The sequence below is a fragment of the Streptomyces sp. NPDC111507 genome (genome assembly GCF_055638955.1).
Window position 1 is genome coordinate 486320 of record NZ_JBVKBU010000006.1, and the last position, 17363, is coordinate 503682.

The window sequence follows — 17363 nt, forward strand, 5'->3', positions numbered from 1 at the left end:
GGTCAGGCGGTGAAGCGGCCGCCGAGCGTGCGGTAGTGCTCGACGGCGGGCGGCGCGGCGAAGAACGGCCCGACCAGGGCGCGCCACCGCTGGAAGCGCTCGGAGCTGCGGAAGCCGACCGTGTGCGCCTCCACGGACGTCCAGCCGACCAGCAGCAGATAGCGGTCAGGGCGCTCCTCGCAGCGCAGCAGCTCGGTCCAGCAGAACCCGTCCGCCTCGGCGAGCACCTCGCGGGCCTTGTCGAAGACGGCCTCGAAGACCCGCTCACGACCGGCTTCCACGGTCAGTTCGGCATGCTCGACGATCACACTCGCTCCTCGGGTCCGATGGTGCTCCGAGCCTGCTCGGAGGGTCGTTGCAGGGTCAACGGATCGAGGCATCGGCAAGGGGGACGTCATCCATCCCGTACGACGATGGGCCGCTGATCACACGGCCTCCGGCCCCCTGATGGCAGGCATCGCGGATCGCCATTTCCGCCCCGCCCCCGCGCTGCCTAGCGTCGACGGCAAGCCAACCGCCGTACGAGGAGACAGCCTGTGCCCGACCGAATTCCCTCCCACACCGGGCCCTTCGCCCTCGGCACCTTCGGCTACGGCTCCCGGGTCTTCCCGGGCCTGGTCGTCGGGCCCCGGGTACGTGACCTGTCCGACGTGGCCCCGTCCGTGCGCGCGGTCCTCGAGGACTGGGCGGCCCTCTTCCCGCGCCTGGCCGGCCTTGCCCAGGAGACCGCCGGCGCCTGGCACGGCCTCGCCGACCTGCGCGTCCTCGCCCCCATCGAGCCCGGCCAGGTCCTGCAGAGCGGCGCCAACTACCGCAAGCACGTGGTCGACCTGGTCGCCGCCGAGAAGGAGAGCGTGCACGGCGCCACGCCCGAGGAGGCCCGCGCGGACGCCGAGCGGATGATGGACGAGCGGATCCGCAGCGGCGTCCCGTATGTCTTCCTCGGCTCGCCCCGCGCGATCTGCGGCCCGTACGACGACATCGTGCTGCCCGCGCTCGGTGAGCAGCACGACTGGGAACTCGAACTCGCCCTCGTCATCGGCAGGACGGGCAAGCACATCCCCGCCGAGGACGCGATGTCGTACGTCGCCGCCTACACCATCTGCAACGACCTCACCACCCGCGACCGGCTCTACCGGCCCGACCTCAAGGCGATCGGCACCGACTGGTTCACCGCCAAGAACGCCGACACCTTCCTGCCGACCGGCCCCTTCCTCGTACCGGCCGCCTTCGTCGGCAACCCCTCCGAAGACGCGGACGTCCGGATCACCCTGCGCCACAACGCGGTCGTGCGCCAGGACGAGTCCACCAAGGACATGATCTTCGACATTTCCCGGCTCATCGCCTACGTCTCCACGACCACCACCCTGCGCCCCGGCGATCTGCTGCTCACCGGTTCCCCGGCGGGCAACGGCGCGCACTGGGGTGTCTTCCTCAAGCCTGGCGACGTCATGGAGGCGGAGATCACGGGCCTCGGCCACCAGCGCAACACCGTCAGGAGCGGACAGTGACCAGCACCTTCCAGCCCATCACCCATCTCCGCCATGTCGACCTGGCCGTGCCGGACTTCGCCCGGCAGCGCGCCTTCTACGGCACCACCTGGGGTCTGACCGAGGTCGCCGGCGACAGCGGGATCGCCTTCTTCGCCGCCGAGGGGAGCCCCGAGCAGTACATCGTCCGCATCCGCGAGGACGAGCGGAAGCGGTTGGACCTGGTCGCCTTCGGCGCCGTCTCGCCGGCCGCCGTGGACGAGCTGCATCTGCGGCTCGGGAGGTCCGGAGTCCGACTCATCGGCGAGCCGGGGGCTTTGGACACGCCGGGCGGCGGCTACGGCTTCCGCTTCTTCGACCCGGACGGCCGGGTCGTGGAGGTGTCGGCCGATGTCGAGACGCGCGCACACCGCAGGATCGAGGAGCGCGAGGCGATCCCGGTGCGCCTCTCGCACTGTGTGGTCAACTCGCGGGACCCGGAGGGGCTGAAGGACTTCTACGTCCGGCACCTCGGCTTCCGGCTCACCGACACCCTGTACTCGGCGCACATGGGCGACCTCATGTACTTCCTGCGGTGCAGCCCCCTCCACCACTCCTTCGCCATCGCACGCGGACCCCATGTCTCCCTGCACCACGCCTCGTTCGAGATGCGCGGTGTGGAGGAGTACATGCGCGGTACGGGGCGGGCGCTGCGCGCCGGGACGCGGCTCACCTGGGGACCGGGCCGCCACCTCGCGGGCGACAACACTTTTTCCTACTTCCACGACCCGCACGGCAACACGGTCGAGTACACGACCGAACTCGCGGTCCTGGAGGAGGACCTGTGGCACCCGGGCCGCCACGACGTGGACGACCCGGTCACCCAGGACCAGTGGGGCACCGCCGACCCGATGAGCGAGTCGGTCGCCAAGGAGCAGTTCAACGATCCCGACGTGCTGTTCGTCGCACCCCCCGTATAGCCGTCGACCGCCGTCAACCACCCGCAGAAAGGCCGCAGTTGTGGCAACGATCCTGAAGCACGCCGTACCGGGGACGGAGGTCACCGCCTCCCTCGACCAGGTGCGCGAGACCGTGGCGGGCGTCATCGCGGACGTCCGCGAGCGCGGCGACGCGGCCGTGCGCGCGTACTCCGAGAAGTTCGACCGGTGGAGCCCCGACGCCTTCCGGCTCTCCGCCGAGGAGATCGAGAAGATCGTCGCCTCGGTCCCGCGGCAGGTCATCGACGACATCCGTTTCGTCCAGGACCAGGTGCGCTCCTTCGCCCGCCACCAGCTGGACTCGATGGGCGAGTTCGAGGTGGAGACCCTGCCGGGCGTCAGGCTCGGGCAGAAGCACATCCCGGTGCGGGCGGCAGGCGCGTACATCCCCGGTGGCCGCTACCCGCTGACCGCGTCCGCGCACATGACCATCGTCACGGCGAAGGTCGCGGGCGTGCCGCGGGTCGTCGCCTGTACGCCCCCGATCCACGGCGAGATCCCCGCGGCCACCGTCGCCGCCGCGCATCTCGCGGGCGCGGACGAGATCTGGCTGCTGGGCGGGGTGCAGGCGGTCGCCGCGATGGCCGTCGGCACGGACACGATGGAGCCGGTGAACCTGATCGCCGGGCCGGGCAACGCCTATGTCGCCGAGGCCAAGCGGCAGCTGTTCGGCGAGATCGGCATCGACCTCTTCGCTGGCCCGACGGAGATCCTGGTCCTCGCCGACAGCGCCGCCGACCCCTTCGTGTGCGCTGTCGACCTGCTCTCCCAGGCCGAGCACGGGCCCGACTCCCCGGCCGTCCTGATCACCACCTCCCGCGAGATCGCCGAGAAGACCGTCGCCGAGGTCGAGCGACTCCTCCCCGGCATGCCCACGCGCGACTTCGCCGGGCCCGCCTGGCGCGACCACGGGCAGGTGCACGTCGTGGACTCCCTCGACGAGCTGTACGCGCTCGCCGACACGTTCGCCTTCGAGCACGTCGAGGTCCTGACCGCCGAGCCGCGCGAGGCCCTGCGCAGGATGACGCAGTACGGCGCGCTCTTCCTGGGCGAGGGCACCTGTGTGTCCTTCGGAGACAAGGTCATCGGCACGAACCATGTGCTGCCGACCCGGGGCGCCGCCCGCTACACCGGCGGCCTGTGGGTCGGGAAGTACCTCAAGACGGTCACCTACCAGGAGATCACGGACTCCGGCTCGGGGGCCCTGCTCGGCCGGCTGTGCGGGCGCGCCTCCCGCGTCGAGCTGTTCGAGGGGCACGCCCGCTCCGGTGACGTACGGGCGGCGAAGGCCGCGGGCGACGAACTGCCGTGGAACGAGGCATGACCCTCCACGGTCGTACGGCGCTGATCACGGGCGGCGGCGGACCGCTGGGGCGGGCCTTCGCTCTCGCCCTGGCGGGAGCCGGGGCGCGGGTGATCCTCGTCGGCCGCGGCGAGCGGGCTCTCGCCGACGCCGCGGCGCTGGTGGCCAAGGAGGGCGGAGGGGCCCGTACGGCGGCGTGTGACGTCCGCGACCCGGAGTCGGTGCGCGCCCTGGCCCTCGAACTCGCCGACGAGGAGGTGTCGTTGCTCGTCAACAACGCCGGAGTCGCGGGACCGGTACGGCCGCTCACCGACATCGAGCCCGAGGAGTGGGACGAGGTGTTCGCCGCCAACGTCCGCGGGGTGTACCTGATGTGCCGGGCCTTCCTGCCGCCCATGATCGCGGCCGGAGACGGTGACATCGTCAACATCGCCTCCGTGAGCGGGAAGCGGCCGCTGCTGAACCGCACCCCGTACACCGCCTCCAAGATGGCGCTCCTCGGTCTGACCCGGACGCTGGCGGGCGAGGCCGGGCCGCACGGCGTCGCGGTCAACTCCCTTTCCCCCGGGCCGGTTCGGGGCCCGCGCATGGACCGCAACTTCCGGCTGACGGCCGAGCTGACCGGGACGAGCGTCGAGGCCGCCGAGCGGGACTTCGCCTCGCGCGCCGCGCTGGGCCGGCTCGTGGAGGAGGACGAGGTCGCCCGGGCGCTGGTGGCGATGCTCGCGATGCCGGGGCTGTGCGGGGCGGACATCGACCTGTCGGCGGGGATGGTCGCACCGGCGTAGTCCCGGGCGCGGCGAGCACGGCGCGGCGGACGGTCTCAGGTCGTCCGCCGCACCGGCATGCGGTCCCCGCCGACCCGTCTGTGAACACACTGTGTGACCGCCATGAAGCGGGCCACGCGATCCGAGACATCGCCCTCCGGTATGTGTCCACAAGGTGGCTACTCCCTTGTGCACAGGGCTGATTGACTTTCTCACGCGCACCTTTGGTGCCTCCGCCCGAGCCGTCGCCCTCATGAATCCGACGGCAGGCCGGTCACGCTGCGCGACGGCGCACTCGATCTCTGGGAAGGCATGCAATGACGCTGATCACCCGACGTTCGTTCCTGATCGCCGGTACGGCCACGGCCGGAGCCCTGCTCGCTTCGGCGGCCCCCGCCCTGGCCGCGGGACCCACGGCGAAGACGACCAGGGCGGACAAGATCTCCGTGGGGGCCGGCGAGACGTACCAGCTCTCGGCGACCACGCGTGTGAGCGAGCTGTCCATAGCCGAAGGCGGAAAGGTCACCGCGCCCGACGGGTACAGCGTCACCCTCACCGTCGACGGGGTCGAGACCGGGCAGCTCCTCACCGAGACGGGCGGAACCGAGACGCTGATCTCCGCCGGCACCTACCAGGGCGACATCGTGCTCACGGTGGCGGAGGCCAACGCGGTCACCTACCAGACCCTCACCCTCCCCTTCCGGCAGGCCCTTTACGTGGGCGCCGACGGCGTCGACCGCGCCAAGTCCGTCCTGTCCGGCGTCGTCGGCGGCACGCTCACCGACTCCCTCGCCCGCAACGTCGCGATCACCTCCACCGGCGAGTGCTTCGACGGTGTCTTCGTGAAGAACGGCACCTACACGCTCAAGAGCCCCGCCATCTCCCTCACGGGCAACGGGCGTTGCGACTTCGCGGGATACGGCGCCGCGGTCGTCGGCACCGGTCAGGCCACGACACTCGTCGTGGACGGCGCCAGGATCACCAACAAGGGCGTGGTGCGCACGACGGTCGTCGCGGACGACGGCGCCAACGTCATCGTGAAGAACTCCCGTCTGCGGGCCCGCAACGGCACGCTCCCCGCCGACTACCAGGCGACCGTGGAGACCCCGTACATGGAGTCCGTGCCGTGGATGCTGGGCCTCGACGGCAACGTCCGCGCCACCAACCTCATCGGCGCCGGCACCAAGGCGACCTACATCAACTCGACCGTGCAGTCGGAGACCTGGGGAGCCCTGTCGGTGGAGGGCGGCAGCGGGCTCCAGCTGACGGCGATCAACAGCAGCGTCGGCAACACGGGAACGTACGGCTACGGCACCTACGCCATCGGGGACGCCACCGTCCGCGTGCTCGGCTCGCAGTTCGACGTCGGCAGCTACGCCACCATCTGCGCGGGCCCGGCCGCCTCGATCCACTACGGCGACAGCACCCGCGAAGCCGTCGCGGCGCTCAACACCTCGCTCGGCCTCGGCCTGACCAAGGCCGAACTGGCGGCCGTCCCGGCGCGGATCACGGTCGTCAACTCGGGCCATTTCGGCTTCATGTTCTTCGGCACCGGCACCCTGAAGGTGGACGGCGGCACGGTCATCACCTCCGCGCAGACCACCTTCCTCAACAAGGGCCAGCAGACCTCGATCACGGTGGACGGTTCGGACGGGGCGCAGCTCAACCCCGGCAACGGGATCATCCTGCAGATGATCGAGAGCGACGACCCGGGCCCGGTGAACGTCGACGGCAAGATGATGAACGTCGGCGTCTACACCGAACCCACGGGCGACCCCGCCAAGGACACCTCCTTCGACCCGACCTCGGTCCACACGGCCGACGGCGCCGCCACCTTCACCTCCATCGCGCTGGCGGGCGACTTCTACAACGGCATGCGCGCGGGCAAGAACATGGTCCTCACCTTCGAGGACTCGACCGTGCAGGGCGTCATCTCGGCCACGGAGGCCAAGCACCGCGTCGACACGATCGACTCCTCGAACTTCTACGAGCTGGGCCAGGTCGCCAACACCGTCAAGCCCGTCGTCAACAACGGCGTGATCGTCCAGCTGAACAGCGGTTCGACCTGGACCGTGACCGGCACCTCGTACCTGACCAGGCTGACGCTCGCCGCCGACGCGGCGGTGCGAGCGGCGAGCGGCGAGTCCGTGACCATGACGGTCGACGGCACGCAGACGGCCATCGAGGCAGGAGGCGCCTACTCCGGAGCGATCGTCCTCACGGTCGGCTGAGCCACCGGGGGCGTCCGCTCCGCCGCTCGTCCTGTTGCACGCCCTTGGCGAGAACAGCACCGACTGGGCCGAGGTCATGCCCGCCCTCGACGTTCTGGGACTCGGCACGGTGGACCTGATCGGACACCCCATGGGCGGGGTCGTGGCCTACCTGCTCACGCAGGAGCGACCGGAACGGGTGGGCCGGCTCGTCCTGGAGGACGTGCCGGTTCCGCGGCCCCGCGAGAAGACCACCCCGACCGGGCCGGACGGCGAGCTCACCTTCGACTGGGACATGGTGGTGGCCATCAGAAGGGAGATCGACACGCCCGACCCGGCCTGGCTCGAGGGGCTGAGCAGGATCACCGCCGACACCCTGGTACTGGCCGGCGGACCCGCCGGCCATGTGCCCCAGGGACGGCGACTAGCGGTCGGGGCCCAGGTCGAAGACCCCGTACGCGAAGCCCTCGGCGGTGATCGTGGAGCCGTTCACCGTGACCCCGTCGGCCTCCAGGGGCACCCCGGTGCGGGCACCGTCGTAGGCACAACTCGCCGCGCGCTCGCTCGGGTTGATGACCACGAGGTACCTTCCGCCGCGCAGGTACACGAACGGATGGCCGGCGTGCAGCACCTCCACCGAGCCCCGGGAGCCTAGCTGCGGGGTGTGGGTGCGCAGGGTGACGAGGCGGCGTACGAGGTGGAGGAGTGAGGCCTCGTCGGCGCGCTGGGCGGCGACGGTCGGGCGGGTGGGCGACGGGTCGACGGGGAGGTAGAGGCGGCCTGGCGCGGCGGTGGAGAAACCGGCGTTCGGGCCCTCGTCCCACTGCATCGGGGTGCGGGAGCCCGCGCGGTTGTAGCGAGGGCCGAGGACGCTGCCCTCCTGGTCGGGCAGGCCCGGAAGGTAGCGCATGCCGATCTCGTCGCCGTAGTAGATCGCCGGGAGCGTCGGCCAGGTGAGCTGGAACGCGAAGGCGGCGGGCAGTTGCTCGGGTGTGCGTGGGCCGCAGTTGAGGCGGGAGAAGTCGTGGTTGGCGGTGGGCAGGGAGATGAAACCGCTCGCGCCGAGCGCGGTGGACGCCTTCTCCCAGGCTTCGAGGAAGGGGCGCGGCGAACCCCGGCCGCTCCGGTCGAAGAAGCAGTCGAGGGGGTCCCAGCTCTCGTTGACCGTCCCCTCGCCGTTGCTCCACAGCGAGCGCAGGGCGAGGCCGTCGGTGGGGCCGCCGAACTGGAGGAAGAAGTCCGCGTGGAAGCCCGCGGGGACGGACACCTCCGGCTCGCCCCACTCCGAGAGCAGCACCGCGTCCGGATGCGCGTCGTCCAGCCAGTGGCGCAACTCGGCCCAGACCTTGGCGGTTTCCGTCTTGTCCGGGTCGTCCTTGACGAGCGAGGCGGCCATGTCGACACGGAAGCCGGACAGGCCGAGACCCAGCCAGTGGTCCATGATCGCGCGCAGCGCCGCCCGGTTGGCGCGCGGCCCCTCGGCGTCGACCGGCAGACGCCAGGGCTCGGCCGGATTCGCCCGCGCGTAGCCGAAGTTGAGGGCGGGCTGGAAGGCGAAGAAGTTCGGCAGGTACGCGCCCGGGCGGGTGCCGGGGGAGGGGACGAAGCCGTCGGGACGGCCCTCGGCCGCCCAGATGTACCGGTCGTCGGTCGGATCGTGCGCGGCGGCCTTGAACCACGGGTGCTCGTCGGAGGTGTGCCCTGCCACGAGATCCAGCAGGACCCGGATGCCGCGCCGGCCGGCCTCGTCGACCAGCTTGGCCAGGTCATCGAGGGAGCCGTAACGCGGCGCGACGGCCAGGTAGTCGCTGACGTCGTACCCGGCGTCGCGGAACGGTGAGACGAAGCACGGGTTCAGCCACACGGTGTTCACGCCCAGCCACGCGAGGTGGTCGAGGCGCTCGGCGATCCCGTTGAAGTCGCCGATGCCGTCGCCGTTGGAGTCGGCGAAGGACTGCGGATAGATCTGGTAGAAGACGGCGTCGGCCAGCCAGGCGGGGGCGGGACGGAACGAAGTCATGAACGGGACCCTAGACCGGCGCCCGGGGCGCGCGCTGCCCCTAAGCTGAGGGTGATGTTCACCCCGCAAGGTCCCACCCTCCGCGAACTGGCCACGCAGGCCCTGTCCTCCGTCGAGCACGGCTATGACCTTCTCGCACCCAAGTTCGATCACACGCCGTTCCGGACTCCGGACGCGATCCTCGACGCCGTGGCCCGTGCACTACGCCCCATCGGCCCGTTCGACCACGGTCTCGACCTGTGCTGTGGCACGGGCGCGGGCATGGAGGTGCTGAGCGGACTGTGCCGGGGTCGGGTCACCGGGGTCGACATCAGCGCGGGGATGCTGGCCGTGGGGCGGGAGCGGACGGGTACGGGGGGACTGAAGCGTACGGAAGCGGACGCGCCGGGGGTCGCGCTCCCCGGCGCCCGAACGCGCCCGCGGCCCGGCGCGCGAGCGGGGGCGAGCCCCGGATCGTACGAGGGCGCGGACCAGGGGAGGTCGCCGCGCCTCGCGTGGGTACGGGGTGACGCGCGTGCCCTGCCCTTCGGCCCCGTCTTCGACCTCGTGGTCAGCTTCGGCGCGTTCGGGCACTTCCTGCCGCGCGAGCTGCCGGGTCTGTTCGCCCAGGTCCACTCCGTACTGCGACCGGGCGGGCGCTTCGCGTTCCCCGTCACGGCCCCGCCGCGCCCGAGTTCACCCTGGTACTGGGCCCTGTTGGGCTTCGACACGGCGATGCGGGTGCGCAACGCCGTCTGGCGGCCACCGTTCGTCATGTACTACCGGGCCTTCCGGCTCGGCGACGTACAGCGGGAGCTGAGGCGGGCGGGGTTCGAGGTGGAGCTCCTGGCGCTGCCCGAGTTCGGGTGGCGGCGTGACGGCAGCCCGCGATGCCGGATGGTCGTGGCCACCCGAAGCGGCGGTGCCTCCGCCGCCGCTTCGGATGCCGCCTCGGGTTCCGGCTGACCCCCGCTGTCGCGGGAGGTCAGGCGAAGCGGCGGACGAACTCCAGCGCGGTGTCGGCGACCTCCTGCCAGCCGTGGTCGATGGTCAGCGCGTGTCCACGGCCCGGGATCTCGGTGATCTCGGTGACGCCCGGGTTGTGCTGCTGCTTCTTGTACGAGGCGTTCGCGATCGCCCACGGCACGGTGTGGTCCTTCTCGCCCGAGATGATCAGCAGCGGGCCGCGCTCGGGGTTCTCGGCGTCGACCTTGACCTCGGTCCACGGGTTGAAGTTCGCGGTGGCGGCCTGGAAGAGCGGGGCGCCCGGCGCGGGTACGGCGAACGTGTCGTACAGCTCCTTGGCCTCCTCCTCGCTCACCGCGTTGGCGAAGCCGTAGCGGAACTGGTCGAAGGTGAGCGGGACGGCCCGGTGCCGGTTGGCCGGGTTGCCCAGGACCGGAGCGGCGGAGCGCAGCGACGAGATCGGCAGCGGCAGCACACCCCGGAACGGTGCCGGGTCGATCGCCACCGAGGCGGCGGACCGGCCCCGGCCGGCGAGGATCTGGGTGAGCAGTCCACCGAAGGAGTGGCCGATGACCGCCGGCTTCTTCACCAGGCCGCCGATCAGCGTCTCCAGATGGTCGGCGACCTGCCCGACCGTCTTGCCGGCGAGGACCTCCGGGTGGGCGTTGGCCTCCTCGACCGTGTCGGGGTCGTCGGGCCAGGACAGGGAGACCGGCGCGTAGCCCGCCTGCTCGAAGTGCGCGGTCCAGCGGTCCCAGCTGCTCGGCAGCAGCCACAGGCCGTGGACGAAGACGACCGGGACGCGGCCCGTGGCGTTGGCCCGCTCGATCTGCTGTGCGTCGTTGGTGGTCATGTCTCGAACGTAGTCGCGTACGGCGCTCCTGGGATCTGTCACGTGACTGCATCCCCGGATCGGTCTCACCCCGCCGCCGGCAGTACGAACTCGTAGACCAGGGCGTCCTGTTGTGCCTCCACCACCAGTTCGGTGATCTCCAGGAGCCGGTCGTACTGGTCGTGCACGCGCCGGGTGACCCGCACGGACTGCGGGAGCCGTGTGATCGCGTCCCGGTGGTGCAGGGTCAGCCCGGCCTTGCGCATCCAGTCGTAGGCCCGCCGCAGCTGCGCCGACGCGGAGCCGTCCGCGCGGTCGCGGTAGCGGGCGAGTTCCTCGACCTCGGTCACGGCGACGGCGGAGAACGAGGTGAACGCCGTACGCAGTCCGCTGCCGTCCGCCGCGGCCGACTCGTAGCGATGCACGAGGGTCGGCCGGGCCGGCGCGAGCCCCAGTGCCTCGGCGTGCTCGGGCGGGGGAGCCTCCCAGGTGACGCTGGCGCGGTGGACGGCGCACGGCTCGGCGGTGTGCGCGCCGACGGGAAAGTCGAGCGAGGGGATGTGCTCGGCGGTGGTACCGGGCAGGGTGGCGTGGCTGCCGCGCCGGTCGGTGGAGACGAGACCGTCGCGCCGCAGTCGCTGCAACGCCTGCCGCACCGTCTCGCGGCTGACGCCGAAGCGCGAGGCCAACTCCCTTTCTCCCGGCAGTCGTTCACCGGGTGGAACCGTCCCGTCGCGCAGTTCGCCGAGCAGTAGTGCGGCGATCCGCGCGTAGCGGGGTTCCTGGTCGGACGGGTGGGTGCTGATGGGACTGGTGGTGCGGGCCATGTCCGCGCCTCCTGAGAGGTGACCGTGGTGAGCGTGCTGATCGTGGTGACAAGACGTAGCCGTGCGGGCTCTGTGCGCCACCAGATCTAGCATTGGTCTAAACCACGAGGGAAGGGCGGTCGGCCGGTTCGGCCGGTTTCAGCCCGCACCCGCCGGGCGTCGCGGGCGCGTTCAGAGCGCGCTGTACAGGGCGTCCACGAGCGCCATCTTCCTTGGGTCGTCGGCGATGTGCGGGCCCATCCGGTTCATGACGTACCCCAGGGAGAGGCCCGACTCCGGGTCGGCGAGACCGCAGGAGCCGCCGAAGCCGTCGTGTCCGAAAGCCCTCGGGTTGGGACCGTACGAGCCATTGGGCCCGCTCAGCCACAGCCCGAGACCGATTTCCGTCTCGTGCTCGAACCCGGCGCCGAGCACCAGGTCCCGGCAGCTGCCCTGCCCCTCGCGCACCCGCTCCGCGGCCTCCGGGGAGAGCACCTGCCGGGAGCCGTACGCCCCGCGCCCGGCGAAGATCCCGTACAGCGCGGCGACCGCGCGGGCCGTGCCGTGGCCGCCCGCCGCCGGTATCTCGGCCGCCCGCCACTGGGCCGTGTTGGCCTCGTTGGCGCCGACCAGTGGATTGGCGAGGGCGGCCACCGCCGCGGGCGTCAACTGGGCGAAGATCGCCGCCTGTTCACTGCGCGACGCGACCGGCGGATGCACCAGCTCGGCTGCCCGCGCGGCCTCCTTCTCCGGCAGCCCGATGGTGAAGTCGATCCCGAGCGGCCCGGTCACCTCCCGCTCCAGGAACGCGCCCGGCCGCAGCCCGGAGACCCGCCGCACCACCTCTCCCACCAGATGGCCGAAGGTGAGCGCGTGGTACCCGGACCGGGTTCCCGGCTCCCACCACGGCTCCTGCGCCGCCAGCCGCTCCACGGTCAGCTCCCAGTCGCACAGCTGGGTCAGATCGTGCGGCTCGCGCAGCCCGGCCAGCCCCGCGCGGTGCGACAGCAGATGCCGTACGAGCACGGACTCCTTGCCCGCCGCCGCGAACTCCGGCCAGTACGCGGCCACCGGGGCGTCGAAGTCGAGCAGCCCGCGATCGGCCAGGATGTGCGCGCACAGCGAGGTCGGGCCCTTGGACGTCGACCAGACGTTGACCAGCGTCTCGCGCTCCCAGGGCCGGGTGCGCGCCGCGTCCGCCCAGCCGCCCCACAGGTCGACCACCGTCTCGCCGTCGAGCGTGACGGTCACGGCCGCGCCGAGCTCGTCGCGATCCCGGAAGTTCTCCTCGAACGCGGTGCGCACCGCCGCGAAGCGGGCGTCGCAGTGGCCGTGAACGCGCGGCGGCGCGGGCTGGGTCATGGGACCTCCGTCATCCATCGGGACTCCGGCCCCGAACGTACCGACTGGTCGGACTGGAGGGAAGCGGTGTGACGGCATCCGTCTTGCGTACGTGTCGTCGTCGCCCGTCGTCCTTCACCGCGGGATCTTCCGGATGTCACCCAACACCCTTACGCTGCACGTCGGTTGACCACCGAGACGCAGGAGGCAGGGGAGCATGTACAGACATGTGAGGGTGTTGACGCGCACCGGGATCGCGGTGGCGACGGCGGGAGCCCTCGCTCTGACCACGGCCCCCGGCGCCACCGCCGCGGACCTCTCGTACTCCGCCAGCACCTCGGTCGGGGTCCACAACTCCTACGACAAGGCCAAGTACACGTACTTCGCCGACGCGCTGGACTCCGGCGCCGGAATGCTCGAACTCGACGTGTGGACCAATGTGTTCGGTGCCTCCTGGCGCGTCTCGCACAGCAATCCGATCGGCAACGACAACAACTGCGAGAACGCGGCGAACGCCTCCGAGCTGCGCACCAAGTCCCGCAACCGCGATCTCGCAGGCTGCCTCTCCGACATCAAGGCCTGGCACGACGCGCACCCGGGCCACCGGCCGATCCAGCTGAAGATCGAGATGAAGGACGGATTCCAGGCCAACAACGGCCGCGGCCCCGCCCAGCTGGACGCCCTGCTCACCGCGAAGCTCGGCGACGCCCTGCTGCGCCCCGCCGACATCGTCGGCTCCCACGCCGACCTCGACTCGGCGGTACGCGCCGACGGCTGGCCCGCCCGCTCGGCCCTCGCGGGCAAGTTCATGGTCGAGCTGATCCCCGGAACCGTCGAGGAGGGCAACCCCCTCGACTCGCTCTGGACCGACCGCGAGTACGCCACCCATCTCCGTGACCTCGCCGCGGCCGGGCGGCTGCGCGAGGCGGCCGCCTTCCCCGCCGTGCACAACGCGGCCGCGGGCGACCCGCGCACCCGCTACACGGACCCGACCATCCGCCCCTGGTTCGTGATCTTCGACGGCGACGCCGCCACCTACGCGAACGGCACCATCGACACCGCCTGGTACGACGACCGCCACTACCTCGTCGTCATGACCGACGGCCAGAACGTGCCCCCGGCCATCGACGCCACCAACCCCACCCAGGCCCAGGCCCTGGACCGCGTCGCCCTCCTCGCCCGGCAGCACGCCAGCGTGGTGTCGGCCGACTGGTACCCGCTGCCCGCGGTGCTGTCGACGGTCGTGCCACGCGGAACGGCGGGCTGAGCGCCGGCCGTCACCGCACCACGGCCGCGTCAGAGGTGCGCGGGCAGCCAGGCCAGCTTGGCCGCTTCCTGGTAGGGGCCGCCGCCCTCGTGGTCGTTGAAGTCGTAGACCTCGATCTTCTTGTCCTCGTGGTCCCAGGCGTTGAAGGCCGCGAAGATCGTGGAGGGCGGGCAGGTCTGGTCCTCCAGCGCGACCGAGAAGAGGGCCGGCGCCCGCCCGCGCGCCGCGAAGTGCACCCCGTCGAAGTAGGACAGCGTGCGCAGGACGTCCTCGGTACGACCGCGGTGGGTCTTGAGATAGTTGCCGATCTCCCGGTACGGGTGCCGGTCCGTCAGCGTCGTCGCACGCGGGAAGTCGCACAGGAACGGCACGTCGGGCGCGATCGCGGCCAGGTCGGGGACCAGACCGCCCACCGCGATCGTGATCCCGCCGCCCTGACTCCCGCCGACGGCCGCCACGCGCTCGGCGTCCACCAGCGGATGCGAGCGGGCCGCCTCCACCGCGCGCACACCGTCGGTGAACACCCGGCGGTAGTAGTAGTTCTCGGGTGCGTCGATGCCACGGGTCATGTAACCGGGGTACGCGGGCGCGCTGCCCACCGGGTCCGGGGTCTCGCCGCCGCCCCACGCGCTGCCCTGACCACGGGTGTCCATCACGAAGTGCGCGAAGCCCGCCGAGGCCCACAGCAGATGCGTGTGCGAGAGGCCGCGACCGCCGCCGTAGCCGACGAACTCGACGACCGTGGGCAGGGCGGAGTTCGCCCAGGCGGGCAGCGTGAGCCAGCCCTTGACCGGGTGCCCGCCGAACCCGGCGAACGTCACGTCGTACACCTTGACCGTCTTGAGGGGCGTCTCGACGGGTTCGAAGCGGGCGTCGAGGTCGTGCTCCCGCGTCTCTTGGAGGGTCTTGGCCCAGAAGGTGTCGAAGTCCTCGGGCTCGGCGGACGCGCTGCGGTATTCGCGAAGTTCGTCGAGGGGGAGGTCGAACTGGGCCATGAAGGACCACCTTTTGACGTCACGGGTGCGGATGATCACACCGTACGTGTGACGCCGGAGGGCCGCCAGACCTCCCTTCGGTCAGTCACCGGGGCCGAGGGCCAGGGCCACGGACCAACCGCAGTCACGTCGCCCGGCCCGCTCGTCCTCACCCTTGCGCGACCAGCGGTTGGCGTTCACGGCGACCTCCTTCGCGCCCTCCCCGACACGGCGTCGGGCGGGCGAGCGCCACGCTAGGGAGCGCCCTCCCGCCCTGCCACGTCACGGGTGCACAGTCGGGCCGCCGGACGCGCCGCCGGGGCGGACGGGAGCCGTTCCGGTGCACAAGAGGGCGGGCGCGCCACCGCACCGGTGCACAGTCCGGCGCCGGTGAGGGGCGGTTCAGGCGGCCGGCAGGGAGGGGCGGCCGGTGTCGGCGTGCAGCGCGAACGCCAGCGGACGTACGCCGCTGAGCGCCTGCTCGTGCTCGTTTCCGTCGAGCGTCTCCGTCTCGTCCGGGCCCACCGGCAGGTGGCGCTGGATCAGCGGCGCGGCGGCCCGCAGATGACTGCGGACCGTCACCGGCGCCACGTCGAGCGCGGCGGCCGTCCGCCCGGTGTGGGTGTCGTTCTCCAGCCAGACCCGGAGCGTGCGCAGCAGATCTCGGCGGTCGGCCCGCAGCGGCTCGAGGAACGAGTCGGCCCACGCGCGGACCTCCGGAGCGGACACCATCGCGGTGAAGTCCGCCGCCGGGTCGGCCGAATGCGCGTCATGACCGTACTTCACGACGACCTGGAGCGCCGTCGAGACCACCACCCGGTTCAGGACCTGGCCGCGGTCGAGGCCGAGCAGACCGAAGCCCTTGCTGATGCGGTGCGTCACCGTGTTGCGGTGGATGCCGAGCAGTCGGCCGACGGCCGTGTGCGGGAACTCGAGCCCCAACTCCAGTGTCCGCACGAGCTGTTCGCGCTGCCCGGCCGGCAGGGTGAGCACCGGGCGCAGCAGTGTGCCCGCCCACCGCCGGGCCGTGGCCGGCGGCAGGACGTCCATCAGGTCGGCACGCTGTTCGGCGAGCGCGACCCGGCCGGCCGCCCGGCGCGCCGTCACGAGGGTGCCGGCCGCCTGCGTGTACGCGTCCGCCACACTGCTCAGCGCGTACACCCGGCTGCCGCCCATGCAGTGCCTGGGCAGCGCGGCGACGACCGCCTCCAGCGTGTGCCACACCCCGCCCGGAGCGTCCTCGTCCGTCTGGAGCGGATCGACCACGATCAGGTGATTGAACACCGGGCACCGCGCCAGCAGCGCGCGTCCGGCGAGCGCGTCCTCCGCCTGCCGGAGCGCCACCTCGCGGTCCTCCCGCGCGCAGTCGATCACATGGACACGCACCGACTCGGTCGCCAGCAGCCCCGGTGCGAGGCCGGCCAGCACGCGCTGGGCCGCCACCTCCTCACCCACCATCAGCAGTTGCAGGACACTCAGCTGCACCTCGCGCCGGGTCTCCGCCAGTTGGTCGGGCAACCGGGTCCGGTCGATGAGACCCAGCGCCTTCGCCGCGTGCCCCAGCAACTCGGTGCGCACGTCGTCGAGCGGACGGCTGGGGGTCACCGACAGGACCGCGCCGGAACCGGCGGCGCTCAGCGGGAGCGACTCCGTCCGCGTCCGGGGGAAGGCGGTGCGCGGGGACTGCCGAGTGAGGACGTCGGGCGCCGCGGCCAGTACACCGCGCAGGGGATCACTGACCACCACTTCGGCGTCCACCGCGGCTGCCAGCCACTCCGTGATCCGCTGCATCGCGTCCGTGTCCGCATCCGTGGCCGTGTGCGCGTCGGTGAGCCGGTCCGGAAGCCGGTTCAGCAGCGCGGTGAGCTGATCGGCGTGCCATTCGGCCTGCCGGTAGCGGTACTCGCGCAGCCGCGGGATCAGTTCGTGCCAGTCGTGCAGCTCCTTCGTCGTGGTCAGCAGCGGTACGCCGAGGCGGACGGCCGAGCTGCGGATCACCACCGGAACGGACTGCGCGCCGTGCTGCCCGACCACCACGGCGAGTCCGGCGGCCCGCTGCCGCGACAACTCACGCAGCAACGGCTCTACCCCCTCGTGCACGGACGTCCGCCCGGAAGCCCAGAAGTCACCGATCACCACCAGCGTGTCCCTCACATCACCCAGCGCGCCGCCCGCGGTCGCGGCCAGGGACAGGGCGCGTACGGAATCGACCGCGCGGTCGGCCATCGGGCCCCCGTTGACGAACCGAAGACAGAAGTCGGGCTCCTCGCACAGGTTGATCAGCGTGGGCATGGCGTCCTTCCCGTGTCGATGGCGCACCGGCCGCTGTCCACACCGTAGGCGCGTCGGCCGCCGGACCGCAGTACGGGGTGCGCGAAAAAGACGCGGGACGGGTGGCACCCCGCGCCGTCAAGACGGGTGGTACCCCCGC

14 protein-coding genes are annotated in these 17363 nt (G+C 71.6%); 7 read left to right on the forward strand and 7 right to left on the reverse strand.

Annotated features, from left to right (window positions below; all coding sequences use genetic code 11):
- Positions 1–2: 2 nt before the first annotated feature.
- Positions 3–308: an antibiotic biosynthesis monooxygenase family protein gene (locus tag ACZ7M2_RS26380; RefSeq protein WP_352045427.1), complete on the reverse strand. Its 306-nt coding sequence runs from the start codon at positions 306–308 to the stop codon at positions 3–5.
- Positions 309–536: 228 nt separating this feature from the next.
- Here ACZ7M2_RS26380 and ACZ7M2_RS26385 point away from each other — a divergent pair, with 228 nt between their 5' ends.
- From ACZ7M2_RS26385 to ACZ7M2_RS26405, 5 genes are all read left to right on the forward strand, one after another.
- On the forward strand, positions 537–1511 hold the full coding sequence (locus ACZ7M2_RS26385) for a fumarylacetoacetate hydrolase family protein (protein WP_471597337.1): 975 nt from the start codon (positions 537–539) through the stop codon (positions 1509–1511).
- The gene (locus ACZ7M2_RS26390) at positions 1508–2449 is read left to right on the forward strand and encodes a VOC family protein (RefSeq protein WP_471597338.1); all 942 of its coding nucleotides are present in this window, start codon (positions 1508–1510) and stop codon (positions 2447–2449) included. Before ACZ7M2_RS26385 ends, ACZ7M2_RS26390 begins: the two co-directional genes overlap by 4 nt.
- 40 nt (positions 2450–2489) lie before the next feature.
- Positions 2490–3791 (forward strand): histidinol dehydrogenase, encoded by a 1302-nt coding sequence (gene hisD / locus ACZ7M2_RS26395; RefSeq protein ID WP_471597339.1) that lies wholly within the window; start codon positions 2490–2492, stop codon positions 3789–3791.
- Positions 3788–4558, forward strand: coding sequence for an SDR family NAD(P)-dependent oxidoreductase (locus ACZ7M2_RS26400; RefSeq protein WP_471597340.1), 771 nt, complete (start codon positions 3788–3790; stop codon positions 4556–4558). Before hisD ends, ACZ7M2_RS26400 begins: the two co-directional genes overlap by 4 nt.
- A gap of 296 nt (positions 4559–4854) precedes the next feature.
- Entirely contained in the window at positions 4855–6768 is a 1914-nt protein-coding gene (locus ACZ7M2_RS26405; RefSeq protein WP_471597341.1) for a hypothetical protein, read from the forward strand.
- Between the two features lie 403 nt (positions 6769–7171).
- On the opposite strand, the gene ACZ7M2_RS26410 is transcribed toward ACZ7M2_RS26405, so the two are convergent.
- Positions 7172–8767, reverse strand: coding sequence for an alpha-amylase family glycosyl hydrolase (locus tag ACZ7M2_RS26410; protein WP_471597342.1), 1596 nt, complete (start codon positions 8765–8767; stop codon positions 7172–7174).
- Between the two features lie 54 nt (positions 8768–8821).
- On the opposite strand from ACZ7M2_RS26410, the gene ACZ7M2_RS26415 reads away from it, so the two are divergent.
- Entirely contained in the window at positions 8822–9712 is an 891-nt protein-coding gene (locus tag ACZ7M2_RS26415) for a class I SAM-dependent methyltransferase (protein ID WP_471597343.1), read from the forward strand.
- 19 nt (positions 9713–9731) lie between these two features.
- Here the strand turns inward: ACZ7M2_RS26415 and ACZ7M2_RS26420 are convergent, their stop codons facing one another.
- The 3 genes from ACZ7M2_RS26420 to ACZ7M2_RS26430 all read right to left on the reverse strand — a co-directional run bounded on the left by ACZ7M2_RS26420 (position 9732) and on the right by ACZ7M2_RS26430 (position 12712).
- Positions 9732–10565 carry an alpha/beta hydrolase gene (locus ACZ7M2_RS26420; protein WP_471597344.1) on the reverse strand — a complete coding sequence of 278 codons (834 nt, stop codon included), beginning with the start codon at positions 10563–10565 and terminating at the stop codon, positions 9732–9734.
- Positions 10566–10630: 65 nt separating this feature from the next.
- Positions 10631–11371 carry a GntR family transcriptional regulator gene (locus ACZ7M2_RS26425; RefSeq protein WP_471597345.1) on the reverse strand — a complete coding sequence of 247 codons (741 nt, stop codon included), beginning with the start codon at positions 11369–11371 and terminating at the stop codon, positions 10631–10633.
- Positions 11372–11542: 171 nt separating this feature from the next.
- Positions 11543–12712 (reverse strand): serine hydrolase domain-containing protein, encoded by a 1170-nt coding sequence (locus tag ACZ7M2_RS26430; RefSeq protein WP_471597346.1) that lies wholly within the window; start codon positions 12710–12712, stop codon positions 11543–11545.
- Between the two features lie 196 nt (positions 12713–12908).
- Here ACZ7M2_RS26430 and ACZ7M2_RS26435 point away from each other — a divergent pair, with 196 nt between their 5' ends.
- Positions 12909–13958 carry a phosphatidylinositol-specific phospholipase C domain-containing protein gene (locus tag ACZ7M2_RS26435; RefSeq protein WP_471597347.1) on the forward strand — a complete coding sequence of 350 codons (1050 nt, stop codon included), beginning with the start codon at positions 12909–12911 and terminating at the stop codon, positions 13956–13958.
- Between the two features lie 29 nt (positions 13959–13987).
- On the opposite strand, the gene ACZ7M2_RS26440 is transcribed toward ACZ7M2_RS26435, so the two are convergent.
- On the reverse strand, positions 13988–14953 hold the full coding sequence (locus tag ACZ7M2_RS26440) for an acetylxylan esterase (RefSeq protein WP_060897692.1): 966 nt from the start codon (positions 14951–14953) through the stop codon (positions 13988–13990).
- Between the two features lie 381 nt (positions 14954–15334).
- A complete protein-coding gene (locus tag ACZ7M2_RS26445) occupies positions 15335–17224 on the reverse strand; it encodes a CdaR family protein (protein WP_471597348.1) in 1890 nt (629 codons plus the stop codon).
- Positions 17225–17363 lie beyond the last annotated feature (139 nt).